General features: G+C 65.0%; 24 protein-coding genes. 8 read left to right on the plus strand and 16 right to left on the minus strand.

Features of this window, described 5'->3' with window-relative positions; genetic code table 11:
- Positions 1-180 precede the first annotated feature (180 nt).
- Entirely contained in the window at positions 181-1,182 is a 1,002-nt protein-coding gene (locus tag ASC75_RS22580) for a D-glycerate dehydrogenase (protein WP_055980803.1), read from the minus strand.
- Positions 1,183-1,341: 159 nt separating this feature from the next.
- Here ASC75_RS22580 and ASC75_RS22585 point away from each other — a divergent pair, with 159 nt between their 5' ends.
- Positions 1,342-1,899 (plus strand): SH3 domain-containing protein, encoded by a 558-nt coding sequence (locus ASC75_RS22585; RefSeq protein WP_055980806.1) that lies wholly within the window; start codon positions 1,342-1,344, stop codon positions 1,897-1,899.
- Between the two features lie 111 nt (positions 1,900-2,010).
- On the opposite strand, the gene irrA is transcribed toward ASC75_RS22585, so the two are convergent.
- A complete protein-coding gene (irrA, locus tag ASC75_RS22590; protein ID WP_055980811.1) occupies positions 2,011-2,436 on the minus strand; it encodes an iron response transcriptional regulator IrrA in 426 nt (141 codons plus the stop codon).
- 249 nt (positions 2,437-2,685) lie between these two features.
- On the opposite strand from irrA, the gene fabA reads away from it, so the two are divergent.
- From fabA to ASC75_RS22610, 4 genes are all read left to right on the plus strand, one after another.
- Positions 2,686-3,207: a 3-hydroxyacyl-[acyl-carrier-protein] dehydratase FabA gene (gene fabA, locus ASC75_RS22595; protein WP_055980813.1), complete on the plus strand. Its 522-nt coding sequence runs from the start codon at positions 2,686-2,688 to the stop codon at positions 3,205-3,207.
- Positions 3,208-3,237: 30 nt separating this feature from the next.
- Complete coding sequence (fabB, locus tag ASC75_RS22600) at positions 3,238-4,461, plus strand: beta-ketoacyl-ACP synthase I (protein ID WP_055980816.1); 1,224 nt, start codon at positions 3,238-3,240, stop codon at positions 4,459-4,461.
- Positions 4,462-4,471: 10 nt separating this feature from the next.
- The gene (fabI, locus tag ASC75_RS22605) at positions 4,472-5,284 is read left to right on the plus strand and encodes an enoyl-ACP reductase FabI (RefSeq protein ID WP_055980819.1); all 813 of its coding nucleotides are present in this window, start codon (positions 4,472-4,474) and stop codon (positions 5,282-5,284) included.
- Positions 5,285-5,476: 192 nt separating this feature from the next.
- Entirely contained in the window at positions 5,477-7,015 is a 1,539-nt protein-coding gene (locus ASC75_RS22610; protein WP_055980822.1) for a bifunctional diguanylate cyclase/phosphodiesterase, read from the plus strand.
- Between the two features lie 2 nt (positions 7,016-7,017).
- Here the strand turns inward: ASC75_RS22610 and ASC75_RS22615 are convergent, their stop codons facing one another.
- From ASC75_RS22615 to rimP, 10 genes are all read right to left on the minus strand, one after another.
- Complete coding sequence (locus ASC75_RS22615; RefSeq protein ID WP_055980825.1) at positions 7,018-8,034, minus strand: class I SAM-dependent methyltransferase; 1,017 nt, start codon at positions 8,032-8,034, stop codon at positions 7,018-7,020.
- Positions 8,035-8,121: 87 nt separating this feature from the next.
- Positions 8,122-10,269, minus strand: coding sequence for a polyribonucleotide nucleotidyltransferase (pnp, locus tag ASC75_RS22620; protein WP_055980828.1), 2,148 nt, complete (start codon positions 10,267-10,269; stop codon positions 8,122-8,124).
- A gap of 370 nt (positions 10,270-10,639) precedes the next feature.
- Positions 10,640-11,014 (minus strand): 30S ribosomal protein S15, encoded by a 375-nt coding sequence (rpsO, locus tag ASC75_RS22625; RefSeq protein ID WP_280137974.1) that lies wholly within the window; start codon positions 11,012-11,014, stop codon positions 10,640-10,642.
- A 57-nt stretch (positions 11,015-11,071) separates the two neighbouring features.
- Positions 11,072-12,160 carry a magnesium/cobalt transporter CorA gene (gene corA, locus ASC75_RS22630; protein ID WP_055980830.1) on the minus strand — a complete coding sequence of 363 codons (1,089 nt, stop codon included), beginning with the start codon at positions 12,158-12,160 and terminating at the stop codon, positions 11,072-11,074.
- 62 nt (positions 12,161-12,222) lie between these two features.
- Positions 12,223-13,170, minus strand: a complete 948-nt coding sequence (gene truB, locus ASC75_RS22635) for a tRNA pseudouridine(55) synthase TruB (protein WP_055980833.1) — start codon at positions 13,168-13,170, stop codon at positions 12,223-12,225.
- Position 13,171: 1 nt separating this feature from the next.
- Positions 13,172-13,579, minus strand: a complete 408-nt coding sequence (gene rbfA / locus ASC75_RS22640) for a 30S ribosome-binding factor RbfA (RefSeq protein WP_055980836.1) — start codon at positions 13,577-13,579, stop codon at positions 13,172-13,174.
- A 114-nt stretch (positions 13,580-13,693) separates the two neighbouring features.
- The gene (gene infB, locus ASC75_RS22645; protein ID WP_055980839.1) at positions 13,694-16,312 is read right to left on the minus strand and encodes a translation initiation factor IF-2; all 2,619 of its coding nucleotides are present in this window, start codon (positions 16,310-16,312) and stop codon (positions 13,694-13,696) included.
- Positions 16,309-16,959, minus strand: coding sequence for an RNA-binding protein (locus tag ASC75_RS22650; RefSeq protein WP_055981041.1), 651 nt, complete (start codon positions 16,957-16,959; stop codon positions 16,309-16,311). The genes infB and ASC75_RS22650 overlap by 4 nt, the downstream gene beginning before the upstream one ends.
- 32 nt (positions 16,960-16,991) lie before the next feature.
- Entirely contained in the window at positions 16,992-18,584 is a 1,593-nt protein-coding gene (gene nusA / locus ASC75_RS22655) for a transcription termination factor NusA (protein WP_055980841.1), read from the minus strand.
- A 51-nt stretch (positions 18,585-18,635) separates the two neighbouring features.
- Positions 18,636-19,268 (minus strand): ribosome maturation factor RimP, encoded by a 633-nt coding sequence (gene rimP / locus ASC75_RS22660; protein WP_055980844.1) that lies wholly within the window; start codon positions 19,266-19,268, stop codon positions 18,636-18,638.
- Positions 19,269-19,541: 273 nt separating this feature from the next.
- On the opposite strand from rimP, the gene ASC75_RS26530 reads away from it, so the two are divergent.
- On the plus strand, positions 19,542-19,706 hold the full coding sequence (locus tag ASC75_RS26530) for a hypothetical protein (protein ID WP_184117403.1): 165 nt from the start codon (positions 19,542-19,544) through the stop codon (positions 19,704-19,706).
- A gap of 205 nt (positions 19,707-19,911) precedes the next feature.
- Here ASC75_RS26530 and ASC75_RS22665 read toward each other — a convergent pair whose 3' ends face one another.
- From ASC75_RS22665 to ASC75_RS22680, 4 genes are all read right to left on the minus strand, one after another.
- The gene (locus ASC75_RS22665; RefSeq protein WP_055980847.1) at positions 19,912-21,468 is read right to left on the minus strand and encodes a tripartite tricarboxylate transporter permease; all 1,557 of its coding nucleotides are present in this window, start codon (positions 21,466-21,468) and stop codon (positions 19,912-19,914) included.
- Between the two features lie 29 nt (positions 21,469-21,497).
- Positions 21,498-21,986, minus strand: coding sequence for a tripartite tricarboxylate transporter TctB family protein (locus tag ASC75_RS22670; protein ID WP_055980850.1), 489 nt, complete (start codon positions 21,984-21,986; stop codon positions 21,498-21,500).
- Complete coding sequence (locus ASC75_RS22675) at positions 21,983-22,927, minus strand: tripartite tricarboxylate transporter substrate-binding protein (RefSeq protein ID WP_055980853.1); 945 nt, start codon at positions 22,925-22,927, stop codon at positions 21,983-21,985. Before ASC75_RS22675 ends, ASC75_RS22670 begins: the two co-directional genes overlap by 4 nt.
- Positions 22,928-23,235: 308 nt before the next feature.
- Positions 23,236-24,300, minus strand: a complete 1,065-nt coding sequence (locus ASC75_RS22680) for an ABC transporter substrate-binding protein (RefSeq protein WP_055981044.1) — start codon at positions 24,298-24,300, stop codon at positions 23,236-23,238.
- 128 nt (positions 24,301-24,428) lie between these two features.
- Here ASC75_RS22680 and ASC75_RS22685 point away from each other — a divergent pair, with 128 nt between their 5' ends.
- Together ASC75_RS22685 and ASC75_RS22690 are read left to right on the plus strand one after the other, a co-directional pair.
- Positions 24,429-25,103, plus strand: a complete 675-nt coding sequence (locus tag ASC75_RS22685; RefSeq protein ID WP_055980856.1) for a response regulator transcription factor — start codon at positions 24,429-24,431, stop codon at positions 25,101-25,103.
- The gene (locus ASC75_RS22690; protein WP_055980859.1) at positions 25,103-26,494 is read left to right on the plus strand and encodes a sensor histidine kinase; all 1,392 of its coding nucleotides are present in this window, start codon (positions 25,103-25,105) and stop codon (positions 26,492-26,494) included. Before ASC75_RS22685 ends, ASC75_RS22690 begins: the two co-directional genes overlap by 1 nt.
- The last annotated feature ends 54 nt before the right edge of the window (positions 26,495-26,548 follow it).

Genomic DNA, 26,548 nt, shown 5'->3' on the forward strand with positions numbered 1-26,548 from the left:
CTCTCCCCGTGAAAGACGGGGAGAGGGGGCGTTGGCGTTGCGGCAAGCATCCTTCTCCCCGCTCTTACGGGGAGAAGGTCCGGCGGGGATGAGGGGCAGCGCGAACCTATGAGGCGAAGCTCAGTCCTGGACAGCAAGCCCCGGCCCGGCGGGCCGGCAGCGCAAGCCTGGGACGGAGGCTCAGGTCCTCAGCGGCAGCACGCGGTCGGGCGGGCGGTGGCCGTCGACATGCGCGCGGATGTTGATGATGACCTTCTCGCCCATGTCTATGCGGCCTTCGATGGTGGCCGAGCCCATGTGCGGCAACAGCACCACCTTGCCCTTGGCGGCGAGCTTGAGCAGCTTGTGGTTGACCGCCGGCTCATGCTCGAAGACGTCGAGGGCCGCGCCGGCCAGCTTGCCGTCCTGCAGCATCTTGACCAGCGCATCCTCGTCGATGATGTCGCCACGGGCGATGTTGACGAGGTAGGCGTGCGGCTGCATCAGCGCCAGCCGCCGGCCCGACAGCAGATGGAAGGTCGCCGGCGTCGAGGGACAGTTGATCGAGATGATGTCCATGCGGGCGAGCATCTGGTCGAGGCTTTCCCAGTAGGTCGCCTCCAATTCGTCTTCCACCGACTGCAGCACGCGGTGGCGGTTGTGGTAGTGGATCGACAGGCCAAAGGCCTTGGCGCGGCGAGCAACGGCGGTGCCGATGCGGCCCATGCCGACGATGCCGAGCCGCTTGCCGCCGATGCGGCGGCCAAGCATCCATGTCGGCGACCAGCCGGCCCATTTCTTCTCACTGGTGAGAACGCTGGCGCCCTCGGTCAGACGGCGCGGCACGGCGAGCATCAGCGCCATGGCCATGTCGGCCGTGTCTTCGGTCAGCACGTTTGGCGTGTTGGTGACGGTGATGCCGCGCTTTGCGGCCGCGGTGACGTCGATCTTGTCGACGCCGTTGCCGAAATTGGCGATCAGCTTGAGGTTCGGCCCGGCCTGCTCGATCAGGGCCGCATCGATGGTGTCGGTGACCGTCGGCACCAGCACGTCGGCCTCCTTGACCGCCGCCACCAGCTCCGGCTGGGTCATCGGCCGGTCGTCGACATTCAGGCGCGCGTCGAACAATTCGCGCATCCGCGTCTCGACCTGGTCGGGCAGCTTGCGCGTAATGACGACGAGAGGCTTTTTTCGACCGGCCATTCTATCCTCGACGAAGATCTCGTTGAGACCTCTTTAACCAAGACCGGCGAAACTGGGAACCGATCACTGAGCGGTAATCTGTGTAACAAGCAGTGCCGCCGAAGACAAAGAAAAAGGGTGCCCGCGCAAAGGGCCCGAATTCAAACAGAGGTTACGGTAGTGTCTGGTTTCGCGTCGCTCCGCCTGGCCGTCAGCGCAGCCCTGATCGGCATTGCTTTCGTTTCACCGAATGCCGCCCTGGTGGGGCCCGCCGTGGCGGCCCAGGACGTCAGGCTCGGGCCGAGCGGACTGCCGCTGCCGCGATTCGTCAGCCTGAAATCCGGCAAGGTCAATTCGCGCATCGGCCCCGGCGTCAACTACCCGGTCGACTGGCTCTATCTCAAGCCGGGCCTGCCGATGGAGATCATCCAGGAATATGACAACTGGCGCCGCGTGCGCGACTCGGAGGGTGCCGAGGGCTGGATCAACCAGTCGCTGCTGTCGGGCCACCGCACGGCGATGACGGCACCATGGCAGCGCGGCAAGCCGGCGCAGCTCAACCTTCTCGCCAAGCCCGAGCAGGGTGCGCGCACCGTGGCCGTCATCGACCCGGGCGTGATCGGCTCGATCAAGCAGTGCAACGGCCAATGGTGCGAAATGAGCTTTGCCGGGACCAGCGGATGGCTCAACCAGTCGCAGGTCTGGGGGGCATACCCCGGCGAAAGCATCGAGAACTGACCGCCAGGCTCCGGTCATGCCGCGCGTTCTCGGAACGCGCGGCAATGCGATGCCCGCGAAGAAACCTGCCGATTATGAAGAAAGGCCCCGAAAACCGGGGCTGCCCGGAGATCAGGCCGGGCGCTTGGGCCGCAGCCTCACCACGATATCGACATTGGCGATCTCCATGCCTTCCGGCGGTTCCGGCAGGTTGGTGACGCAGACCGAATTCGATTCGATGTCGAAGATGCGGTTCTCACCCTCGACATAGAAATGGTGGTGGTCCGAGGTGTTAGTGTCGAAATAGGTCTTCGAGCCTTCGACCGCGAGGATGCGCAGCAGACCGGATTCGGTAAACTGGTGCAGCGCGTTGTAGACAGTCGCCAGCGACACCGGCACGCCGGCGCCGAGCGCCTCCTCGTGCAGCTCTTCCGCAGAAAGATGGCGATCGCCCTTGGCAAACAGCAGTTCGGCCAACGCAATACGCTGCCGCGTGGGCCTCAGGCCCGCATCGCGCACACGCGTTTCCACAGCAATACTGGCCTTGCGGGAATCCACTCGGTTTGCCTCGTCGAAGGTTGCCTTCGCCTCAAAAAAATCCGCCGGGCGCTTCTAGATCCGAATAGAACGCCGGCAAGCTATGCCTGACATATATTCTGTCGTTCAAATGCGATCAATAGCGCGCATTGACCCAGGCGGATGGGCGCGTTAATCGCAAACGCCGGTTTCCGGCTGCAAACAGTCTGTGCTAGTGAGAGCACACAGGAAGGGCGGCACCGCCCGAGAACTTATACGGGGAAGGTGTTCATGGCCGATCAGAAATCCAGCTACGGCTACGAAGAATTGCTGGCATGTGCCCGCGGCGACTTGTTCGGCCCCGGCAATGCCCAGCTTCCGGCCCCGCCGATGCTGATGTTCGATCGCATCACCGAGATCAGCGAAACCGGCGGCGAGTTCGACAAGGGCTTCGTCCGCGCCGAGTTCGACATCAAGCCGGACCTGTGGTTCTTCCCCTGCCACTTCATCGGCAACCCCATCATGCCGGGCTGCCTCGGCCTCGACGCCATGTGGCAGCTGACCGGCTTCTATCTCGGCTGGCTCGGCGAACAGGGCAAGGGCATGGCGCTCTCCACCGGCGAGGTGAAGTTCAAGGGCATGGTCACGCCTTCGGTCAAAAAGGTCGAATACGGCATCGACTTCAAGCGCGTCATGCGCGGCCGCCTGGTGCTCGGCATCGCCGACGGCTGGTTGAAGGCCGACGGCGAACCTATCTACAAGGCTACCGACCTGAAGGTCGGGCTCTCGAAGCAGGAAGCCTCGGCCGTCTGATCGGCCCCATACACTGGACCGGAGATTCTCATGAGACGTGTCGTCGTAACTGGCCTTGGCATCGTATCGTCCATCGGTAACAACGCCTCCGAGGTTCAAGCTTCGCTGCGTGACGCCAAGTCCGGCATCAGCTTTTCGGAGTCCTTTGCCGAGCACGGCTTCAAGTGCCAGGTCTGGGGCGCGCCGAACCTCGACACGACCGAGCTCGTCGACCGTCGCGCCGCCCGTTTCCTGTCGCAGGGCGGCATGTGGAACCATGTCGCCATGAAGCAGGCGATCGCCGACAGCGGCCTCGAAGAGAGCGTCATTTCCGGCAATCCGCGCACCGGCATCATCATGGGTTCGGGCGGTCCTTCGACCCGCACCATCGTCGAAGCCGCCGAAATCACCCAGAAGAACAACAGCCCCAAGCGCATCGGGCCGTTCGCGGTGCCGAAGGCGATGTCGTCGACGGCGTCCGCCACGCTCGCCACCTGGTTCAAGATCCACGGCGTCAACTATTCGATCTCCTCGGCCTGCTCGACCTCGGCGCATTGCATCGGCAACGCCGCCGAGATGATCCAGTGGGGCAAGCAGGACGTCATGTTCGCCGGCGGCCACGAAGACCTCGACTGGACGATGTCGAACCTGTTCGACGCCATGGGTGCCATGTCGTCCAAGTACAACGATCGCGCCCCGGTCGCCTCGCGCGCCTATGACGTCAACCGCGACGGCTTCGTCATCGCCGGCGGCGCGGGCGTGCTGGTGCTCGAAGAGCTCGAGCATGCCAAGGCGCGCGGCGCCAAGATCTATTGCGAACTGGTCGGCTACGGCGCCACCTCCGATGGCTACGACATGGTCGCCCCGTCGGGCGAAGGCGCCATGCGCTGCATGCGCCAGGCGCTGTCGACGGTGAAGGGTTCGGTCGACTACATCAACACCCACGGCACCTCGACGCCGGTGGGCGACAGCAAGGAAATGGGCGCGATCCGCGAAGTCTTCGCCGGGAATTTGCCCAACATCACCTCGACCAAGTCGCTGACCGGCCACTCGTTGGGTGCGGCGGGCGTGCAGGAATCGATCTATTCGATCCTGATGATGCAGGGCGGCTTCATCGGCGAGAGCGCCCATATCGAAGAGCTCGACCCGGAGTTCGAAGGCATGCCGATCGTGCGCAAGCGCATCGACAACGCCAAGATCGACACGGTGCTGTCCAACTCCTTCGGCTTCGGCGGCACCAACGCCACGCTCGTTTTCCAGCGCCTCTCCGCATAGGGACACCGACATGGACGGATTGATGAAGGGCAAGCGCGGGCTCATCATGGGCGTCGCGAACGACCACTCGATTGCCTGGGGCATCGCGCAGAAGCTCGCCGAACACGGTGCCGAGCTTGCCTTCACCTACCAGGGCGAGGCCTTCGGCCGCCGCGTCAAGCCGCTGGCCGAGAAGGTCGGTGCCGACATACTGGTGCCCTGCGATGTCGAGGACAGCGCTTCGGTGGCGGCCGCTTTCGAGACGCTCAGGGAAAAGTGGGGCGGCATCGACTTCCTGGTCCACGCCATCGGCTTTTCCGACAAGAACGAGCTCAAGGGCCTCTACGCCGACACCACGCGCGACAACTTCGTGCGCACCATGGTCATCTCGTGCTTCTCGTTCACCGAGGTCGCCAAGCATGCAGCAGCCCTGATGAACGACGGCGGCTCGATGATCACGCTGACCTACGCAGGGTCGGTGCGCGTCATGCCCAACTACAACGTCATGGGCGTCGCCAAGGCCGGCCTCGAGGCCAGCGTGCGTTATCTCGCCAATGACTACGGCCCGCGCGGCATCCGCATCAACGGCATCTCGGCCGGTCCGGTGCGCACGCTGGCAGGTGCCGGCATCGCCGATGCCCGCCACATGTTCTCCTACCAGCAGCGCAACTCGCCGCTCAGGCGCACAGTGACCCTCGACGAGGTCGGCGGTTCGGCGCTGTACCTGCTCTCCGACCTGTCGTCGGGCGTCACCGGCGAGATCCACTACGTCGATTCGGGCTATCACATCGTCTCGATGCCGACGCTGGACGAACTCAAGCAGATGGATGGCGGGCGCGATTGACGCGCCCGGGAATCGGATTCGATTTCCGCGAAGCCCCATGCGCCAGTTCACGCCCCTACAGCGTCTTTTGCGCGTCCGGGCGGACATGCGGCGCTGTAAAATCTCTCCCGACGTTAAAATTGTAGACAATCGCCGTAAGCGATCTTAACGAGCGAATCGGTAGTGATGCCACGCAAGTTAGGAAATTCACGCATGCCTGCCGTCAGGAATCCCCGTCGAAGCCCGTTGTTTCGGCTCGTCACCATCGCCAGTGCGGGGTTGGGCAGTTTCGTATTCGGCATGTGGGGGCTGAGGTTCGCCCTCGGCGCCAATGTCGGCGGCATGCCCTCGGATGTCGCTGCCACGATCATCGCCGCGCTTTGCGCGCTCGCCGCATCGATCGCGGCGATGTCGTTCTTTGCCGGCATCGACGAATCGGCCGACTATGTCTTCAACGAGACCCATTTCGACAAGCTGACCGGGCTTCTGGCGCGGACCGCGATGGTCGGCAAGATCGCCGAGGCGGCGTCAGCCACGGCGCGAACCGGCAAGCCGGTGTTCCTCATCGACGTCGACATCGACCGCTTCAAGCAGATCAACGACGCCATCGGCTACAGCAATGGCGACGCGCTGATCCGGGCCTTCACCGCGCGCCTGAAGGCCGCGCTGCCGCGCGACGTGGTGATCGGCCGCATCGGCGCCGGCGAGTTCGCCATCCTCAGTCCCGACCCAGCCTTGCAGGGCTCTCTCGAAGCCCTCATCGACCGCCTGATCCACGACCTGATGCGGCCCTACCCGCTGCCGTCGCACCTCCAGTCGGTCAACGTGTCTGTCGGCGTCGTCGCCATGCCCAAGGACGGCTACGACCCGGTGACGCTGCTGCGCCGCTCCAACCTGGCGCTGCAGAACGCGCGGGCCAGCGGCATCGGCGACTGGGCCGTGTTCCAGCCCGAGATGGGCCGCGTCGCCGATCACCGCCAGTGGGTCGAGTCGGAACTGCATGTCGCCTTCGAGCGCGGCGACTTCGACCTGCACTACCAGCCGCAACTCGACCTGCCGACCGGCCGCGTCGTCGGCTACGAGGCGCTGATCCGCTGGCATCACCCCGAGCGCGGCACGATCCCGCCGGGCGAGTTCATCTCGGTCGCCGAAGAAACCGGCATGATCGCGCCGATCGGCGAATGGGTGCTGCGCAAGGCCTGCACCGATGCCCGCCTGCTGCCGGAGGACTGCTTCGTGGCGGTCAACATCTCGCCGGTCCAGTTCATGACCCGCGACTTCGTCGGCATCGTCGAGAGGATCATCAAGGAAACCGGCATCGCGCCCAAGCGGCTCGAGCTGGAGCTGACCGAATCGGCGATGATGCAGGACCGCGACCGCGCCGCCCAGATCCTGAAGCAACTGACAGCGATGGGCATCTCGGTGGCGGTCGACGATTTCGGAACCGGCTATTCGAACCTCGCCTACCTGATCGACTTCTCGTTCCACAAGCTCAAGATCGACCGCTCCTTCGTCAGCCGCATGGAGACCGACAGCAATTCCGGCGCCGTGGTCTCGACCATCGTCGGCCTGTCCAGGGCGCTCGGCGTGCGCACCATCGCCGAGGGCGTAGAGACGGAAAACCAGGCCACCCTGCTCAGGGCGGCGGGCTGCCAGGTGGTGCAGGGCTATTTCTTCGGCCGTCCGGCGCCGCTGGTGCTCGGCGATGCCGGGCTTGTCGTTCCCGCCGACCGCACGGCCAGTGTACACTGAGGTCAGCGCTTGGCGGCGTAGACCCTGAAGGCGCTGTCGACGGCGATTTCCTGAACCGACGAGAATGTCGCCGCCAGCACTGGCTGGTAGGGCAGATGGCGGTTGGCCACCATGAACAGCCGCCCGCCCGGCTTGAGCGCGGCAGACGCCGCCCGGATCATGCGCTGGCCGATCTCGGGATCGGCATCGCGGTCGAGGTGGAAGGGCGGGTTCATCACCACCATGTCGTAGCGCCGCTCGACCGGCTCCTTGACCAGGTCCTGCCAGTGGAAGGCAGCCGCGACAGGTCCGTCGGGCACGTTGGCCCTGGCTGCCTCGAGCGCATCGAAATCGGCCTCGAACAGGTCGAGCGCCGTGAGGCCCGGGGCCCGTGCCGCAACCTCGGCGGCGACATAGCCCCAGCCGGCGCAGAAATCGGCAACCTTGCCCTTGATGTCGGAAGGCAGGTTGTCGACCAGCAGGCGCGAACCGGCGTCGACGCGTTCGAACGAGAACATGCCCGGTGCGGTGCGGAAGCGGCCCTCGACCAGTTGCCCGGGATTGTCCGCGCGCAATATTGCGGACGTGGCCTCAGCCTGTGCCGTGCGGCGGAACCAGAGCGCTGTCCCATGATACTTGGGCAGGTGGTCCTCGATCTCGACCAGCGAGCCCAGCCGCTTGCGCAGGCTGGCAATGCCGTCGTCCTTGCCGCCGGCAACCACGATCAGGCCCCCCGCCGCCACGCGCTCGATCGCCTCGGCGACACGCAGTTCGTTGAGGCCGCGGTGCCTGCCGGCAAGCACGAGGGCAACGTCGTAGCCGTCTTCCTCGGCGCGCGCCGCAACATCGTGTCCAGCGGCTGCCAGCGCCAGCACATGCGGCCTGAAGCCCTGAACCAGGGAAAGCTTTGCGTCGAAGCCCTGCGGCTTCCTGAAGCCCGGCTCGGCGCCGATGAAGAGCGCACGGGCGCCCTGCCCCGGCATCGCCAGAACCTCGGCCTCGAAGGGGTAGAACAGCGTCTTCAGTGCATCGCGGGCCATGGCCGATTTCCGGTGTTGTCTGGTCTACTCAAACGAAACGGGCGCGACCTTTCGGCCGCGCCCGCGTCATAACAGCTGTCGAGCCTATCAGGCTGCGGTTTCTTCGCCTTCGGCCTTCTTTTCCTTGGCGATTTCCTTGCCGGTGGCCTGGTCGACGACCTTCATCGACAGGCGGACCTTGCCGCGCTCGTCGAAGCCCATCAGCTTGACCCAGACCTTGTCGCCTTCCTTGACCACATCCGAGGTCTTGGCAACGCGGTCGTTGGCAAGCTGCGAGATGTGGACGAGACCGTCGCGCGGGCCGAAGAAGTTGACGAAGGCGCCGAAGTCAGCGGTCTTCACCACGGTGCCTTCGTAGATCTCGCCGACTTCCGGCTCGGCCACGATGGTGTGGATCCACTTCTTGGCCGCCTCGATCTCCTTGGCGTTCGACGAAGCGATCTTGACCGTGCCGTCGTCCTCGATGTTGATCTTGGCGCCGGTCTTTTCGACGATCTCGCGGATGACCTTGCCGCCCGAGCCGATGACTTCACGGATCTTGTCGGTCGGGATGTGCATGACCTCGATGCGCGGAGCGAACTCGCCGAGCTCCGAACGGCCTTCCGACAGAGCCTTGGCCATTTCGCCGAGGATGTGGAGGCGGCCGTCCTTGGCCTGGCCGAGCGCGATGTTCATGATCTCTTCGGTGATGCCGTCGATCTTGATGTCCATCTGCAGGGCGGTGATGCCGTTGGTCGTGCCGGCAACCTTGAAGTCCATGTCGCCGAGGTGATCCTCGTCGCCGAGGATGTCGGAGAGAACGGCGAAGCGCTCGCCTTCCTTGATCAGGCCCATGGCGATGCCGGCAACCGGCTTCTGCAGCGGAACGCCCGCATCCATCAGCGCCAGCGAGGTGCCGCAGACGGTGGCCATCGACGACGAGCCGTTGGACTCGGTGATCTCGGAGACGACGCGCAGCGTGTAGGGAAACTGCTCGGCAGCCGGCAGCATCGGACGCACGGCGCGCCAGGCGAGCTTGCCGTGGCCGATTTCACGACGGCCGGGCGAACCCATGCGGCCGGTCTCGCCGACCGAGTAGGGCGGGAAGTTGTAGTGAAGGAGGAACTTCTCCTTGTACATGCCGGTCAGCGCGTCGACATACTGCTCGTCTTCGCCGGTGCCGAGCGTGGCAACGACCAGCGCCTGGGTCTCGCCGCGGGTGAACAGCGACGAACCGTGGGTGCGCGGCAGGACGCCGACTTCGGAAACGATCTGGCGGACCGTCGAGAGGTCGCGGCCGTCGATGCGCGAACCGGTGTCGAGGATGTTCCAGCGCACGATCTTGGCCTGGAGTTCCTTGAACACGGTGGCGACCTTGTCGGACGACCACTTCGGAGCTTCGTCGCCTTCGGCGGCAAACGCTGCCTTGACCTTGGACTTGACCGCGTCGACGGCGGCGTAGCGGGCCTGCTTGTCGATGTTCTTGTAGGCGTCGCGCAGTTCGCCTTCGACGATCTTCAGCATCTCGGCTTCGAGATCGGAATTGTCGGGCGAGGTAAAGTCGCGCGGGTCCTTGGCAGCAACTTCGGCCAGCTTGATGATGGCGTCGATGACCGGCTGGAAGCCGCGATGACCGAACATGACGGCGCCGAGCATGACGTCTTCGGCCAGTTCCTTGGCTTCCGACTCGACCATCAGCACGGCGGCATCGGTGCCGGCGACGACGAGGTCGAGCTTCGATTCCTGCATCTCGTCGATGTGCGGGTTGAGCACGTATTCGCCGTTGATGTAGCCGACGCGCGCGCCGCCGATCGGGCCCATGAAGGGCACGCCCGAGAGCGTCAGGGCAGCCGAGGTGGCGACGATCGACAGGATGTCCGGATCGTTTTCGAGGTCGTGCTGGACGACGGTGACGACGACCTGGGTGTCGTTCTTGTAGCCGTCGGCGAAGAGCGGACGGATCGGACGGTCGATCAGGCGGGAGACCAGCGTCTCCTTCTCGCTCGGACGGCCTTCACGCTTGAAGTAGCCACCGGGGATCTTGCCGGCTGCGTAGGTCTTTTCCTGGTAGTTGACGGTCAGCGGGAAGAAATCGAAGCCCGGCTTCGGCTCCTTGGCCGAAACGACGGTGGCGAGAACGACGGTCTCGCCATAGGTGGCGAGCACGGCGGCGTCAGCCTGACGCGCGATCTTGCCGGTCTCGAGGATGAGCGGACGGCCGGCCCATTCGATTTCGACTTTGTGGTGATTGAACATATTTTGTCCTTCGTAGCGGGAGTGGCAAACACCGCTTTGCGGCGCGCCCATTCCCTGGTGTTAGGCACGGATCCCGGAAAACCACTGGGCTTTCCTGATGGATCATGTGCCTGGCTTCGGTTTGGCCAGCCACGGGCAAGACAACAAGAAGCTCGGTGGTGGATGTGGGCCGCGAAGGCGGCCGACCGAACGTCCTGCAATCCTGCCCCATGACCGTCCATGGGCGGTTCGGGCGCTTCCCTTTGGCGCTCCAAAACCTTTTCGACGCGACCGCACCCCTGTGGCAGGATCGGGCCGAGGGACCACCCGGTTGATGGCCCTGAATGCGCGACCGGCGGGCCCCCACAAGGAGAGCCCGCCGGTCAATTCGTCAGCGGCGCAGACCGAGCTTCTCGATCAGCGACTGATAGCGCGAGTCGTCCTTGCGCTTGAGGTAGTCAAGCAGCGAACGACGCTGGGAGACGAGCGCCAGAAGACCACGACGGGAGTGGTTGTCCTTCTTGTGGTCCTTGAAGTGCTCGGTCAGGTTCTTGATGCGCTCGGAGAGGATGGCAACCTGGACTTCCGGAGAACCGGTGTCGCCCTTGACGGTTGCGAATTCGCTCATGAGTTCCGACTTGCGCTCGGCAGTGATCGACATCGTGTTTTTCCTTTCGATCTTGAGGAAACGGGACGCCCACGGCCGGGATGTCGTCCAGCTGGGGCCGATGAACAAAGCGGCAAAAGACGCAATGTTGCGGCGCATATAGTGGAATTTGGCGGCAAATGCCAGCTATTTCGCAAGCCGGCTCCCGGCCGGGGTTCAGAGCCACTTGCGGCGTTTGAAAATCACCACCAGCGCGACGGCCACGAGGGCCATGAAGCCGAGTGCCGCCGGATAGCCATAGGCCGACTTGAGTTCCGGCATATGGTCGAAGTTCATGCCCCAGATGCCGGCAAGGAAGGTCAGCGGGATGAAGATCGCCGACACGATGGTCAGCACGCCGATGATCTCGTTGGTGCGCGCCTGCGACAACGACAATTGCATTTCGATCAGCCCGATCATGGTCTCGCGTTGCGACTCGACGGTTTCGGTGAGCCGGATCGCGTGGTCGAGCGTGTCGTTGAGGTAGACCTTGGTCTCGGCCGAGATGAAGGCCGCATCGGACCGGATGAGGGTCGTCAGGGCATCGCGCAGCGGCCAAAGCGTGCGCTTGAGCAGGTTGGTCGCCCGACGCAGGCCGTGCAGCTCGCCGATATGTTCCTTCGGCCGCGGCTGCGGCTGCGCGTTGAGCAGCTCGTTCTCGATCGCATCGACCTTGTCGCCGGTGGCATCGACGATCGGGAAGTAGCTGTCGACCACGGCATCGATCAGGGCATAGGCGAGATAGTCGGCCTTGCGATGGCGCAGCCGGCTTGGATTCGAGATGCGGATGCGCTGCCTGACAGGCTCGAACGGATCGCCCTCGCGCTCCTGGAAGGTGACGACGAAGTTCTCGCCGAAGAAGAATGAAATCTGCTCGTAGCGTGCGCTCTTGGCATCGTCGATCATCGAGAGCACGAAGAAGGCATGATCGTCGAAGAATTCGGCCTTCGGGCGCTGGCCGGCGTTGACCACATCCTCGAGCGCCAGCGTGTGCAGGCTGAAGATGTTGCCGATTTCCTCGATCAGCGCGATGTCGGCGAGGCCGACGCAGTCTAGCCAGATCAGCGGCCATTGCTCGCAAGCGGCTGCCACGTCGTCGAGGCTGGCGTTGTTGATGAATTCGCACGCGTCGGGCGAAATCAGCGTCAGGTTGAGGGCCGATTGCTTGGCGGACGGATCCGCGATCAACGTTCCGGGCGAGGCCCCCACGGGGGCCCGCCGCGCGTGTCGCGATGGACGTGTTGCTATTGTCTCAGCCTCTGCCATCGCGCTTCGCCTGCGGAATCATCTGGGACGATCCAATCGGAAACGGCGATTGCAGACAAGTGTCAGGCGGTGAAGACGCGCTTGGGCTTGAACATGCCCTGCTCGATGGCACCTATCGCCACCAGCCTGCCGCGCGCGATGGCACAGGCCTCCTCCGCCTCGACGGGGGCGTCGCGGCCGCGCACGATGACCGGGTTGCCGAGCCTGATCTTGTTGGCGGCCTCGTCGGTCACCGCGACCTGCGGCAGACAGTCGAGGGCGGCGGCAGTGTCGACCACGAACTCATCGATGGCGGTGAAATCCCAGCTGCCCTCCTCGCCATCCGGCTGGCCGGCGGCGCGAGCGGCTTCCAGCTCGGCGATGGTGACGAAGTCCTCGGCGGTGAAGGGATCGACTTCGGTGCGGCGGAGTTCGGAGATATGGCCGAAGCAGCCGAGATCGCGGCCCATGTCGCGGGCGAGCGAGCGGACATAGGTGCCCTTGCCGCATTCGATTTCGAAGACGGTGCGGTCGGTGGAGTTTTCGACGATGTCGAGCCGGCCGATCTCGACCTCGCGCGCCGGGATGTCGACCGTCTCACCCTCGCGGGCGAGATCGTAGGCGCGCTCGCCGGCGATCTTGATCGCCGAAAACTGAGGCGGCGTCTGCATGATGACACCGGTGTAGTTCGGCATGATGGCGCGGATCTCGTCCTCGGAAGGACGCTTGTCGGAGCTCTTGGTCACCGGGCCCTCGAGGTCGTCGGTGGAGCGCTCCTCGCCCCAGGAGACGGCAAAGCGGTAGACCTTGGCACCGTCCATGACATAGGGCACGGTCTTGGTGGCCTCGCCCAGCGCGATCGGCAGCATGCCGGAGGCGAGCGGGTCAAGCGTGCCGGCGTGGCCGGCCTTCTCGGCATTGAACAGCCACTTGATCTTGGAGACGGCCTCGGTCGAGCCCATGCCCACGGGTTTGTCCAGCACCAGCCAGCCGGAGACGGGCCGGCCTTTCTTCTTGCCGCGACGCGACATGTCAGTCTTCCTTGTCTTCTTCGCCGTCGAGGTCGCGCGCCACTTCGGGCGAGCGCAGCAGATTGTTGATCTTGGCGAAATTGTCGTAACTGGTGTCCAGCCGGAAGCGGAATTCCGGCATGTATTTCATCTGCTTGAGGGCGTATGAAACGCGGCCACGGATGAACTTGGCGTATTTATTAAGCGCCTCGATGACCGCATCGGGATCCTTGGCGCCGATCGGCGACACGAAGGCGGTGGCGATCTTGAGGTCGGGCGACATGCGCACCTCGGTGATCGAAATGACGGTCGTCTCGATCACCGGATCGATGATCTCTCCGCGCGGGAGCATTTCGGACAGCGCATGGCGCACCTGCTCGCCGACGCGAAGCTGGCGCTGGGATGGGCCGGAACTCTGAAAACGCGACATGGTCCTGAAAATCCATATGTCGCAGGAGACGGAATGGGACCGCGCGTCCTGCTGCACGAAAACGGACGGCGGCCGAACGGCCACCGTCCAAACGACTGGGCAAATGCCGGAGGCCTAGAGCCTCCGGGTCACCATCTCCACGCGGAAGCACTCGATAACGTCGCCTGCGCGCATGTCTTCGTAGTTCTGGAAGGCCATGCCGCACTCCTGGCCGACCGGCACTTCGGAGACTTCGTCCTTGAAGCGCTTGAGCGTCTTGAGCGTGCCTTCGTGGATGACCACGTTCTCGCGGATCAGGCGGACGCCCGCACCGCGTTCGACCTTGCCTTCGGTGACGCGGCAACCCGCAACCTTGCCGGTCTTCGTGATGTTGAAGACTTCGAGGATCTCGGCATTGCCGATGAAGGTTTCGCGACGCTCCGGCGACAGCAGGCCCGACATCGCATCCTTAACGTCATCCACGAGGCTGTAGATGATGTTGTAATAGCGGATCTCGATGCCCGACTGTTCAGCGGCGTGACGCGCCTGCGCGTTGGCGCGGACGTTGAAGCCGATGATCGCCGCACCCGAGGTTTCGGCAAGCGTGACGTCGCTCTCGGTGATGGCGCCGGCGCCCGAATGGACGATGCGGGCGCGCACCTCGTCGGTGCCGAGCTTGTCGAGAGCCGCGATGATCGCTTCGACCGAACCCTGCACGTCACCCTTGATGATGAGCGGGAACTCCTTGAGGCCGGACGACTGCAGCTGCGACATCATCTGCTCGAGCGAGCCGCGCTGCGTGGCGTGCTTGGCGACAGCCTTGTCGCGCGCCAGGCGCTGGCGGTACTCGGTGATCTCGCGGGCGCGAGCCTCGTTGTTGACCACCGCGAAGCGGTCGCCAGCCAGAGGCGTGCCCTGGAGGCCGAGGATCTCGACCGGCATGGACGGCGGTGCTTCCTCGAGATGCGTGCCGCGGTCGTCGACCAGCGCACGGACGCGGCCCCACTGGTTGCCGGCGACGAGGATGTCGCCCGGCATCAGCGTACCGGTCTGGACCAGCACGGTCGCGACCGGACCACGGCCCTTGTCGAGCTTGGCTTCGATGACGACGCCCTCGGCCGTACGGTCGGGGTTGGCCTTGAGGTCGAGAACTTCGGCCTGCAGCAGGATCGCCTCGAGCAGCTTGTCCAGGTTGGTGCCGTTCTTGGCCGAAACCTCGACGTCGAGCACTTCACCGCCCATTGATTCCACGAACACCTCGTGGCGCAGCAGCTCGGTGCGGACCTTGTTGGCGTCCGCCGAAGGCTTGTCGATCTTGTTGATCGCCACGATGATCGGCACGCCGGCAGCCTTGGCATGGCTGATCGACTCGACCGTCTGCGGCATGACGCTGTCGTCGGCCGCAACCACCAGGATCGCAATGTCGGTCGCCTGCGCACCGCGGGCACGCATCGCCGTGAAGGCGGCGTGGCCGGGGGTGTCGATGAAGGTGATCTTCTGACCGTTCTTCTCGACCTGGTAGGCGCCGATGTGCTGGGTGATGCCGCCGGCTTCGCCCGACTGCACGTTGGCATTGCGGATGGCGTCGAGCAGCGAGGTCTTGCCGTGATCGACGTGGCCCATGATGGTGACGACCGGCGGACGCGAAATCAGCGTTGCGCTGTGGTCGGCGATGTCGAACAGGCCTTCCTCGATGTCGGACTCGGCAACGCGGCGAACCGTGTGGCCGAATTCGCCGGCCACCAGTTCAGCCGTATCGGCGTCGATGACGTCGCCCGGCTTCAGCATCTGGCCCTGCTTCATGAAGAACTTGACGACCTCGACGGCGCGCTCGGACATGCGCTGGGCCAGTTCCTGGATGGTGATCGTCTCAGGAAGAATGACCTCGCGCACGATCTTCTCGCGCGTCTCCTGGTGCATCGCACGCTTGAACTTCTCCTGGCGGCGACGCATCGCCGACAGCGAACGCGAACGCGCATCGCCATCCGCGGAAGACAACGCCGTGTTGAGCGTCAGCTTGCCGCGACGACGGTCGTCCTCGGTCTTGGTCTTGGCCGGGCGCGCGATCTCGGGGGTCGCAATGCGGCGGATCGGCGTTGCCGCGGCGACGCCGGGAACGACGCGGCCCTTCGGCTTGTCCTCGTCGGGCACGTTGGCTTCGAGAGCGGCGGCCGGCGCACGACGGCGCGCCTCGTCCTCGGCGCGACGGCGCGATTCAGCCTCGGTCTTGAGACGGGCTTCTTCCTCGGCCTGGCGGCGCGCGGATTCTTCGCGCTCCTTGCGGCGGCGCTCGTCTTCCTCGGCACGGCGACGTGCGTCTTCGGCAGCGCGCAGGCGATCTTCCTGCTCACGCGCGACGGAGCCCTCGAGCGCGCGGCGGCGTGCATCCATCTCGCTGCGCGACAATTCATTCAGCACCATGCCCGAACGCTCGGGCTGCGGCCGCGGCGTCTCGCGCACGACCGGCGCAGGCGCGGGCGCTGCGGCCACCGGAGCTGGAGCCACCGGAGCCGGGGCAACCGGAGCTGCCGACTGGGGCTTGGGCGCAAATACAGCTGCGGCCGGCGCAGGCTCGTGCTTGTCGCCGGGCATGGAGAACTTACGCTTCTTCGTCTCCACGACGACCTGCTTGGTGCGGCCGTGCGAGAAGTTCTGGCGTACGGTTCCCTGCTCCGAGCCCGGGCGCTTCAGCGTCAAGGTCTTCTTCGGAGTGACGCTCAACGTGTTGTCATCGCCCGATTTGCTATCGCTCATTCCATATCCTCTGCGGCATCATCGTCGTAGGCAATCGCCGCAATCATTGCCAGATCATCCGGGGATCCGCCCCGATATCGGTCAAGCGCAACCATGCGCTTTGCGACCGCCTTGCCCGCGTCTCCCGCGAGGACGGCAGCATGTATCACATTTGTTGCCCCCAATGCCAAACCCAATTCGGCTTCCGAAAAAAGTTTGTAGGCAGGCGTTGCAGGCCCGCCTATATGCACTGTGGCCTTGCGGGCCTGGGTGATCTTGCGGACGCCGTCCTCGGCGCCCTCATAGGCATGGAGTACCAGAAGGGCCTTGCCGGCGCGCACCGAGGAGTCGACCTTGGCGGAACCGAGAGCCACGAGCCCGGCCTTGCGGGCAAGCCCGAGCACGCCGAGCGCCGATTTCGCGAGCAGGCCGTCGACCATGGCGCCCAATTCGGGCGGCACGACGACCGGCTTCTTGAAGGCGCGGGCAAACGCGCCTTTGGCGGCGGCCTTGTCGATATGTAGGCGGTCGGCAGTCACCCAGCAACCACGGCCGGGCAGATTTCTCTTGAGGTCGGGAACGACGGCCGAATCCGGACCGACGACGAACCGGATCAGATCATCCGGTTCGGCGGTCTTGCGCGTGACGATGCAGGTGCGATCGTTCATCTCGTCCAAGGGATTCTCCGGCCCGCCTCACATCACTCACCGGCGACGTCGGCAGGCTCTTCCTCGGACGCAACTTCGTCCTCGGTGATCCAGCCGGCCATGCGACGGGCAGCAACGACCATCTGTTCGGCGTCGGTGCGCGAGACACCGAAGTCGGCAAGCACGCCGGGGAAGAACTTCGTCTCGCCGTCCTTGCGTTCCTTCCAGCCAACGAGATCGTCGGCGGCGTAGCCGGCGAAGTCCTCGATCGTCTTCACGCCGTCGTCGCCCAATGCCACCAGCATCGCGGTGGTGATGCCGGGGATTTCGCGCAGTTCGTCCTGCACGCCGAGCGTCTTGCGCTTCTCGTCGTGCTCGGCCTCGATCTTTTCGAGATATTCGCGGGCGCGGGTCTGGATCTCGGAAGCCGTGTCCTCGTCGAAACCGTCGATCGAGGCGATTTCGTCGGCATCGACATAGGCGACTTCCTCGACGCTGGTGAAGCCTTCGGAGGCGAGCACCTGGCCGACCATCTCGTCGACGTCGAGCGATTCCATGAACAGGGTCGAACGTTCGACGAATTCCTTCTGGCGGCGTTCCGATTCTTCCTGCTCGGTCAGGATGTCGATGTCCCAGCCGGTCAGTTGCGAGGCAAGGCGGACGTTCTGGCCGCGACGGCCGATGGCCAGCGACAGCTGGTCGTCGGGAACCACCACTTCGATGCGCTCTGCGTCCTCGTCGAGAACGACCTTGGCGACTTCGGCCGGCTGCAGGGCGTTGACGATGAACGAAGCTGCCGAGGGCGACCACGGAATGATGTCGATCTTTTCGCCCTGGAGCTCGCCGACGACTGCCTGGACGCGCGAACCGCGCATACCGACGCAGGCGCCGACCGGATCGATCGAGCTGTCACGCGAAATGACGGCGATCTTGGCGCGCGAACCGGGGTCGCGGGCAACCGACTTGATCTCGATGATGCCGTCGTAGATTTCCGGCACTTCCATGGTGAACAGCTTCGCCATGAACTGCGGATGGGTACGCGACAGGAAGATCTGCGGGCCGCGCTGCTCGCGGCGCACGTCGTAGACGTAGGCGCGGACGCGGTCGCCATACTTGTAGTTTTCGCGGGGGATCAGCTCGTCGCGGCGGATGATCGCCTCGCCACGGCCGAGATCGACGATGACGTTGCCATACTCGACGCGCTTGACGGTGCCGTTGACGATCTCGCCGATGCGGTCCTTGTATTCGTCGTACTGGCGGTCGCGCTCGGCTTCACGGACCTTCTGGACGATGACCTGCTTGGCCGACTGGGCGGCGATGCGGCCGAAATCCATCGGCGGCAGCTGTTCGGCGATGAAGTCGCCGAGCTGGGCGTCGGGGTTGCGCTCGCGTGCCGACGACAATGCGATCTGGGTGGCGTAGTCGTCGACCTTTTCGACCACTTCCATCAGGCGCTGCAGCTTCATCTCGCCCGTGTTCGGGTTGATGTCGGCGCGTATATTGGTCTCCTGACCGTAACGCGAGCGCGCGGCCTTCTGGATCGCATCGGCCATCGCAGCGATGACGATCGACTTGTCGATCGACTTTTCGCGGGCGACCGCATCGGCGATCTGCAGCAGTTCGAGCCTGTTGGCGCTTACAACCATTGTCTTTCTCCCCGAGCTTCCAGCCGGACCTGGCCCAGCCGCACGGCTCTATCAATCTTCCGTTTCGGTTTCTTCGTCTTCAGGCCCGTCTTCGGGCTCGCCACGACGCTTCCGTGCTTCCTTGCGCGCCTGATTGTCCTTGCTCAGGGCATCGCGAATGAGATCGTCGGTAAGGATCAGCCGGGCGTCCGAGATCGTCTCGAAAGGCACGCGCACGGTCGGCTCCTCGCCGTAGGCCGCCTGGTCACGCTGGATCAGGATGCCTTCGTCGTCCGCCTCGGCGATCTTGCCGCGGAAGCGCTTGCGGTCGGCAACCACGACCGAGGTTTCCATCTTCACGAGATGGCCAATCCAGGTCGAGAAATCCGACTTGCGCACCAGCGGCCGGTCGATGCCCGGCGACGACACTTCGAGATGATACGCCTTTTCGATCGGATCATCGACATCGAGGGCAGGCGAAACCGCGCGGCTCACCTCTTCGCAATCCTCGACGGTCATCGTTCCGTCGTCGCGCTCGGCCATGATCTGCAGCGTCAGCCCGTTCTGGCCGGACAGCCTGACCCGGACGAGGCGGAAGCCGATCGCACGAAGGACGGGCTGAACGATCAGGGCGATGCGGGCGTCGATGCCGGTCTCGCGGATGATGCGGTCATCGCCTGTCTGTTCGACTGCGTTTTCGGTCATTGGTTCTCCAGACGGTCGGCAGGTAACAAAAAAGAGCGGGACCGGGTGGACCCACTCTTCGTCATACCGACCAAGAATTTGAGGCTGATATAGCCGAAGGTGGCGCGGCTTTCAAGTCCTGAGGCCGGTTGCGTCCACGACCGGTGAATTAGCCGACCAATGCAGCGGATGCATGGCAAGCATGCGCAGATGCCCCTACCGCTTCCCTTTGCGTCACCTATATTTGTTGCGCTGCACAAGAAATGATGATGCAGCGCAAAAGAGGATAGAGAGATGAACACCCGCAAGCCCCTTGGCCGCATTGGCGTACTGGTCCGCACCTTTGGTAGCGCCGTCGCTGCCGCAGCAGCCGTCGAGCGCGGTCATCGCCCCACCAACCAGGATCTGGTGATGCTCGGCATCGATCCGCGCCACTTCGACCGCATCCGCAAATACTGATCAGGCACTCAGGGTAGAGAGCGCACACCGCTGGTCGCGTCATTGGCGTATGCCGAGACGCTGGGCAGTCGGACCGTGCTCCGGAGCGGCAGGTTGTCTTGACCGTCGCTCTGTCCCTGGAGAACCCGTCTCCCCTGCGAGGCAAAAAAAAGCCGAGGCCGGAAATCCGGGCCTCGGCTTTTTTCGTTTCAGAGGCGCTGCGACATCAGTCTTCGCTTGCGCCGAGCTGGGCCAGCACCTTGCCGCGTCCGCGGGCGCGCAGGTACAGCGGCAGCAGAACCGCCGTTGCCGCCAACAGCAGCAGCACGATCGCGATCGGCGAATGCACCAGGATCATCGGGTCGCCCTGGCTGATGGCCAGGGCCCGGCGCAGTTGCTGCTCGGCCATCGGCCCCAGGATCAGGCCCACCACGACAGGCGCGATCGGATAGCCGAAGCGGCGCAGGCCGTAGCCGAGCAGGCCGAACGCCAGGAGCATGCCCAACTCGAACGACATCGGCCAGCTGAACAAGCCGAAGACGTTGAGCTGGAACACGGCCGAGTTGGCGCCGATGGTGCCAAGGGTCGCAAACAGCAGGATGCCGGCATAGAGCCATGGCGTCGGGATGGTCAGAAGCTTGATCCACACGCCGATCAGCGGCAGGTTGAGCACCAGCAGCATCAGGTTGGCGACCAGCAGCGAGGCGATAAGGCCCCAGACGAGCTGCGGGTTGGTGGCAAACAGCAGCGGTCCGGGCTGCAGGCCGAACTGCTGGAAGCCGGCGAGCATGATCGCGGCCGTCGCGGTGGTCGGCAGGCCGAGCGTCAGTAGCGGAACCAGCGTGCCGGCGGCAGAAGCGTTGTTGGCCGCTTCCGGACCCGCGACACCTTCGATGGCACCCTTGCCGAACTCCTCGGGCTTGGTGGTCAGGTTCTTTTCCACCGAATAGGACAGGAAGGTGCCGATTTCGGCGCCGCCGGCCGGCATCGCGCCGATCGGGAAGCCGATCGCGGTGCCGCGGAGCCATGGCTTCCATGACCGGCGCCAGTCCTCGCGGGTCATCCAGACCGAGCCCTTGATCGCCTGGATAGTCGAATCGCCACCCTTGCTGGCAGCGACGCTGAGCGCTTCGCCGACGGCAAACAGCGCCACGGCAAGCGTCGTCACCTCGACGCCGTCGAGCAGGTCGGGGATGCCGAAGGCAAGGCGCGCCTGGCCGGTCTGCAGGTCGATGCCGATGAGGCCGAGCGCAAGGCCGATGAACAGCGCCGTCAGCCCGCGCAGCGTCGAATCGCCGAAGGCTGCCGAAACGGTCATGAAGGCCAGGATCATCAGCGCGAAATATTCGGCCGGTCCGAAGGACAGCGCCATCTTGACGACGGTCGGGGCAATGAAGGCGAGGCCGATGGTGGCGAGCAGGCCGGCCACGAAGGAGCCGATCGCCGCCGTCGCCAGTGCCGGGCCGCCACGCCCGTTGCGCGCCATCTTGTTGCCCTCCAGCGCGGTGACGATGGAGGCGCTTTCGCCCGGCGTGTTGAGCAGGATCGACGTCGTCGAGCCGCCATACATGCCGCCGTAATAGATGCCGGCGAACATGATCAGCGACCCGGCCGGATCGAGCTTGTAGGTGACAGGCAACAGCAGGGCGACGGTGAGCGCCGGGCCGATGCCAGGAAGAACGCCGACAGCGGTGCCGAGCGTGACGCCGATGAGCGCATAGAGCATGTTGATCGGCTCGAGAGCCGTCAGCAATCCCTGCGCCAGCAGACCGAAGGTATCCATTTAGAGCCGCGCTCCCTTGTAAGTTTTGCTCAGAACACCAGGTGTTCGAGCGGGCCGGCGGGCAGCGAGAGCTGCAATCCCTTGGCGAAGATGACGTAGACGACAAAGGCCAGCACGATGCCGAGCGGTATCGTCTTCCACAGCGGGCCGCGTCCGAAGGCGCGCGCCGTCGCTGCGAAGAGCAGTCCCGTGGCGATCGAGAAGCCTGCCACCTTGAGCAGCAGCATCTGCGCGGCGAGACCGCCGATGATCCACAGGATCGGGCTGATTTCTTGTTTCTCGCGCTCGGGGAAGTCGCCGCGCAAGGCCTCGATGGCTGTCCAGATCGACAGGCCGAAGAAGGCGATGGCGATCACATAGGGGAACGTGGTCGGGCCGACGCGGGCATAGTTGGCGCCGGCGCCATGGCTGGCGGTGCTCCAGGCGATGACGGCGGCCACCGCGAAAAGGGCGGCGGCGATGGCAAGCGCCGCCCAATCGGGGCGGCGCTTTTCTTGTTGCTGGTTGTCCAGGCTCATTTCACCAGGCCGATGTCTTTCAGGATCGCGGCGGTGGACTCGGTGTCCTTCTTCAGCTGCGCTGCGAATTCGTCGCCGGCGAGATAGGTGTTGGCCCAGCCCTTGTCGGCGAGGATCTTCGTCCACGAGGCCGAGGTGACCATCTTGTCGACGTCGGCTAGCACTGCTGCCTTCTGCTCGGCCGAGATGCCAGGAGCGGCGGCGACCATGCGCCAGTTCTGGATCGAGACGTCCACGCCGCCTTCCTTGAAGGTCGGTGCGTCGATGCCTTCGACCTTGGCGTCGGACGAGATGCCGATGATGCGGAGCTGGCCGGCCTTGATCTGCTCGGCGAATTCGCCGTAGCCGGAAATGCCGACCGTCACCTGGCCGCCGAGAATGGCGGCAAGCGCCTCGCCACCGCCGGAATAGGCGATGTAGTTGACCTTGGTCGGATCGACGCCGACGGCCTTGGCAATCAGCCCGGCGGTGATGTGGTCGGTGCCGCCGGCCGAGCCGCCGCCCCAGGACACAGCACCCGGATCAGCCTTCAGCTTGGCGACGAGGCCAGCCATGTCCTTGATGTCGGAAGCGGCGGGAACGACGAGCGCCTCATACTCGCCGGTCAGGCGGGCAATCGGGGTGACCTGGTCGAGCGTGACCGGCGAAGCATTGGTCAGGATCGCGCCGACCATGACGTAGCCGCCGACGATGAGCTGTGCCGGATCGCCATTGGCCTGGTTGACGAACTGGGCGAGGCCGATGGTGCCGCCGGCGCCCGGAACGTTGTTGACCTGGACCGAGGCGGAGATCTTCTCGTCCTGGAGCGCGGTCTGCATCGAGCGCGCTGTCTGGTCCCAGCCGCCGCCCGGGGCCGCAGGTGCCATGATCTTGTAGTCGGCGGCCGCGGCCGGCAGGGCGATCGCGCCTGCGACGATGGTTGCCAATACGAACTGCTTCATTGCTGTTCCTCCCTTGCCCGCATGCGCGGTGCAGATGCTTTTCAGTTTCGAGGCCCGCGCCTGGGCAGCGTCTCGGATTTTCGGGGGAAGGAACCAGCCGGCCCAGGGGCCTGCCATCATAGCAGCGTTTCCCGGCCCCTCTGCTCGGCGAAAGCATCGCCGCCGGGTAGCCGTTAGCGGAAACGTGTTCGAAATCCTCCCGAACTTTCCGAGCCTCGCCGCCTCCAACGGTTGGGCCAAAACTTCCCTATCGCAGCAACCTGACATCAGACTGACACCGATGCAACAGCTTGGGAACATCGCCTAAATCAGGGGCTGCGCAGCGCCTCGTTCCAGCGCTCGATGACCCGCAAGCGCTTGACCTGGTCGAGATAGACCATCAGGCCCGGGCTGACCGGAACCGGGCGCAACTGCCCGCCGAGAACCTCCTGCATGCGGTTGGCGGTGTTCTCGCCCGAGACCTCCGGATTGACGGCCGCGATATGCAACTGCCGCGCCATCACCGTCTGGCCCTCGGCCGACATGAAATATTCGAGATAGCGGCGGCCGAGATCGGGAGACTTCGCCGCCGCCGGCACCAGGCCGATGCGCGACATCACCACCGTGTAGTCCTTGGGCAGGACGATGCCGACATCGGGGTTCCGCGCCGCCCAGTCGGCGGCATAGGAGCCGAGGATGTTGTAGCCGAGCACGAAACGGCCGTCGGCGATGCGCTCGAGGATGGCGCCGCTGGTCGAATAGAGCTTCACGCCGGCCGAACCCATGGTGCGGATCACCGTCCAGATGTCGGGATACTGCTCCTGGTCGCGCGCCATGAACATGAAGCCGACGCCGGAGCGCTCGATGTCGTAGGTGGCGATGCGGCCGTAGAACTTGTCGCCCTGGGTCTTGAGGAAATCGACGAACTGGCCGCGCGTCGCCGGCGGCGACGCATCCTTGAAGCTCGGCTTGTGATAGACGAAGACCGCCGGCTCGAAGGTCAGCGCATAGGCGGTGTCGCGCCAATTGGCCCAGCGCGGCCAGCGGTCCGACAGCGGCAGCCGGCTTTCCTGGGCATAGCCGTCATTGGCGAGCTTGACCTGAAGGTCCATAGCCGAGGAAAAGGCGATGTCGGCGGTGCCCTTGCCCTCGTCGGTCTCGGCGACGACGCGGTCGTAGATGTCGACTGTCTGCAAATCCTCGTAGCGGACGGCGACGCCCGGGTTCGCCTTCTGGAAGCCCTCGATCATCGGCCTGGCCAATGGCGCGTCGAGCGACGAGTAGACGACCAGCGTGCGGGCATCCGCGGCGCCGTCGAGCGCCGGAAAGACGGTGACTTCGGCCCAGGCGGGCGATGAGAGGCAGGCAAGAACGGTGAGTATGGCCAGGCGCATGATCGCCAGACCATGCAACAGCCAAGCCTGCCGCACAACGGCGAAGCGCCATCGGGGCGCATGACGGGCTCTGGACGTTTGCCTGGCGAATGGGCATCGTCCGATCGGGGCGGGCAAGGAGAATTCGGGTGCGCATTCTGGTGGTCGAGGACAATACGACGCTGGCCGGGGGGCTGGCGGCGGTGCTCAAGGGCAGCGGCTATGCCGTCGATGTCGTCGGCGATGGCGCTTCCGCCGTGGCGGTGCTCGCCACCGAGCGCTTCGACCTCGTCATCCTCGACCTCAACCTGCCGGAGATGGACGGGCTCGACGTGCTGCGCACGATGCGCGGGCGCCAGCACGATGCGGCGGTGCTGATCCTGTCGGCGCGTCATTCGCTCGACGAGCGGGTCAAGGGCCTCGACCTCGGCGCCGACGACTACATGGTCAAGCCGTTCGACGTCGGCGAGCTGGAGGCGCGGGTACGCACGCTGTTGCGCCGCCGCGCCGGGCTCAAGGCATCGACGGTGTCGTTCGGCGAGGTGACGCTGGACCTCACCACCCGCAGCTTCTCCTCGCACGGCGCTGCCATCGACATCCCGGCACGGGAACTGGCGCTGCTTGAAACGCTGTTCATGCGCGCCGGCAAGGTGGTCGCCAAGCAGGCCATCATCGAATCGCTCGCCGGCTTCGACGAAGACCTCAGCGCCAACGCCATCGAGCAATATGTCAGCCGCCTGCGCAAGCGGCTGGCGCCCTACGGGCTGACCGTGCGCACCGCCCGCGGCATCGGCTACTACCTCGAAAGGCTGCCCAGCCCCTGATGGCCCGGACCAAGACCTATTCGCTGCGCCGCCGGCTTCTGCTGTGGCTCCTGGTGCCGCTCGTCGCGCTCGGCCTCGTCGCCCTGGCCGACACCTACAACGAGGCGGTCGACACCGCCAATGCCGTCTCCGACCGCGTGCTGGCCGGCTCGGCGCTGGCGATCGCCGAGCGGGTGGTGGTGGCCGAAGACGGCGCGCTGGAGGTCGACATCCCCTATGTCGCGCTGGAGATGCTGACCTCGGCGGCGCAGGACCGCGTCTTCTACCGCGTCGACGGCCCCGACGGCTTCATCACCGGCTACCAGACGCTGCCCCTCATCGAAGGGCTGGAGCAGGAGGAAAGCGGCTATACCGACGCCAGCTTCCGCGGCGAGCCGATCCGGCTGACCTCGCTGTCCCGCGCCGCCTCGACGGGGGCGAGTTCGATCCCCTTCGTCGTCACCGTGGCCGAGACGACGATCGCCCGCACCCATCTGGCCCAGACCATCCTGCTGCGCTCGGCACTCCGGCTCGCCATCCTGATCGGCAGCGCGGCGGCCATCGTCTGGCTCGCCGTCACCTTCTCGCTCGGGCCGCTCTACCGGCTGCGCGACGCCATCGCCGAGCGCAACCCCGACGATCTCCACCCGATCGAACAATCGGTGCCCAAGGAGGTGCGCGGCCTGGTCGACACGGTCAATTCCTTCATGGGCCGGCTCGGCTCGGCGCTCGGCGCGATGCGCCACTTCACCGGCAATGCCAGCCACCAGCTGCGCACGCCGCTGACCATCATCCGCACGCAGCTTGCGCTCGCCTCACGCGCCCATTCGCTGGAGGAAGCCCGGCAGGCGGCGCGCGTCGGCGATGAGGCTGTCGCGCATGCCGAACGCGTCATCGCCCAGTTGCTGCTGCTCGCCAAGGTCGACGAAGCCGCATCGGACCGACTGAAGAACCTCGGAGCGGTCGACCTCACCGCGCTTGCCCGACAGCTGACCTCCGACCGTGTCACCCAGGCCCATGCGGCCGGCATCGACCTGGGTTTCGAAGGCGAGCATGCGCTGTTGGTGCGCGGCGAACCGATGCTGCTCAGCGAAATGATCCGCAACCTGATCGAGAACGTGCTCGCTTATGCCGGCCAAGGCTCGGAAGCGACGGTCAAGGTGCTCGAGCAAGGCGCCGACGTGCTGCTTGAGGTCGAGGACACCGGTCCGGGCATTCCGGCGTCGGAACTGGAGAGCGTGCGCCAGCGCTTCGTGCGCGGGCGCGAGGGCGACAAGCCCGGTGCCGGCCTCGGCCTGCCCATCGTCGAGGAAATCGCCTCACTGTTCGGCGGCCGGCTCGCGCTCTCCGCCGGCGCGGACGGGCGCGGGCTCAGGGTGCGGGTGGTGTTTGCCGGGGTGGCAGCTTCCTAGAATTGCCCCTCATCCCCTGCCGGACCTTCTCCTTGTCACGACGGGGAAGAAGGA

It is taken from the genome of Aminobacter sp. DSM 101952 (assembly GCF_001424795.1).
Taxonomy (GTDB): domain Bacteria; phylum Pseudomonadota; class Alphaproteobacteria; order Rhizobiales; family Rhizobiaceae; genus Aminobacter; species Aminobacter aganoensis.

Excerpts from the sequence above, each read along its gene's own strand:
- fabI (WP_055980819.1), top strand. The coding sequence starts at position 4,472 with ATGGACGGATTGATGAAGGGCAAGCGCGGGCTCATCATGGGCGTCGCG.
- corA (WP_055980830.1), bottom strand. The coding sequence starts at position 12,160 with ATGGCAGAGGCTGAGACAATAGCAACACGTCCATCGCGACACGCGCGG.
- ASC75_RS22610 (WP_055980822.1), top strand. The coding sequence starts at position 5,477 with ATGCCTGCCGTCAGGAATCCCCGTCGAAGCCCGTTGTTTCGGCTCGTC.
- ASC75_RS22580 (WP_055980803.1), bottom strand. The coding sequence starts at position 1,182 with ATGGCCGGTCGAAAAAAGCCTCTCGTCGTCATTACGCGCAAGCTGCCC.
- ASC75_RS26530 (WP_184117403.1), top strand. The coding sequence starts at position 19,542 with ATGAACACCCGCAAGCCCCTTGGCCGCATTGGCGTACTGGTCCGCACC.
- rimP (WP_055980844.1), bottom strand. The coding sequence starts at position 19,268 with ATGACCGAAAACGCAGTCGAACAGACAGGCGATGACCGCATCATCCGC.
- infB (WP_055980839.1), bottom strand. The coding sequence starts at position 16,312 with ATGAGCGATAGCAAATCGGGCGATGACAACACGTTGAGCGTCACTCCG.
- rbfA (WP_055980836.1), bottom strand. The coding sequence starts at position 13,579 with ATGTCGCGTTTTCAGAGTTCCGGCCCATCCCAGCGCCAGCTTCGCGTC.
- ASC75_RS22670 (WP_055980850.1), bottom strand. The coding sequence starts at position 21,986 with ATGAGCCTGGACAACCAGCAACAAGAAAAGCGCCGCCCCGATTGGGCG.
- ASC75_RS22675 (WP_055980853.1), bottom strand. The coding sequence starts at position 22,927 with ATGAAGCAGTTCGTATTGGCAACCATCGTCGCAGGCGCGATCGCCCTG.
- ASC75_RS22615 (WP_055980825.1), bottom strand. The coding sequence starts at position 8,034 with ATGGCCCGCGATGCACTGAAGACGCTGTTCTACCCCTTCGAGGCCGAG.
- ASC75_RS22680 (WP_055981044.1), bottom strand. The coding sequence starts at position 24,300 with ATGCGCCTGGCCATACTCACCGTTCTTGCCTGCCTCTCATCGCCCGCC.
- truB (WP_055980833.1), bottom strand. The coding sequence starts at position 13,170 with ATGTCGCGTCGCGGCAAGAAGAAAGGCCGGCCCGTCTCCGGCTGGCTG.
- ASC75_RS22650 (WP_055981041.1), bottom strand. The coding sequence starts at position 16,959 with ATGAACGATCGCACCTGCATCGTCACGCGCAAGACCGCCGAACCGGAT.
- pnp (WP_055980828.1), bottom strand. The coding sequence starts at position 10,269 with ATGTTCAATCACCACAAAGTCGAAATCGAATGGGCCGGCCGTCCGCTC.
- nusA (WP_055980841.1), bottom strand. The coding sequence starts at position 18,584 with ATGGTTGTAAGCGCCAACAGGCTCGAACTGCTGCAGATCGCCGATGCG.
- ASC75_RS22690 (WP_055980859.1), top strand. The coding sequence starts at position 25,103 with ATGGCCCGGACCAAGACCTATTCGCTGCGCCGCCGGCTTCTGCTGTGG.
- fabA (WP_055980813.1), top strand. The coding sequence starts at position 2,686 with ATGGCCGATCAGAAATCCAGCTACGGCTACGAAGAATTGCTGGCATGT.
- fabB (WP_055980816.1), top strand. The coding sequence starts at position 3,238 with ATGAGACGTGTCGTCGTAACTGGCCTTGGCATCGTATCGTCCATCGGT.
- ASC75_RS22665 (WP_055980847.1), bottom strand. The coding sequence starts at position 21,468 with ATGGATACCTTCGGTCTGCTGGCGCAGGGATTGCTGACGGCTCTCGAG.
- rpsO (WP_280137974.1), bottom strand. The coding sequence starts at position 11,014 with ATGCGCCGCAACATTGCGTCTTTTGCCGCTTTGTTCATCGGCCCCAGC.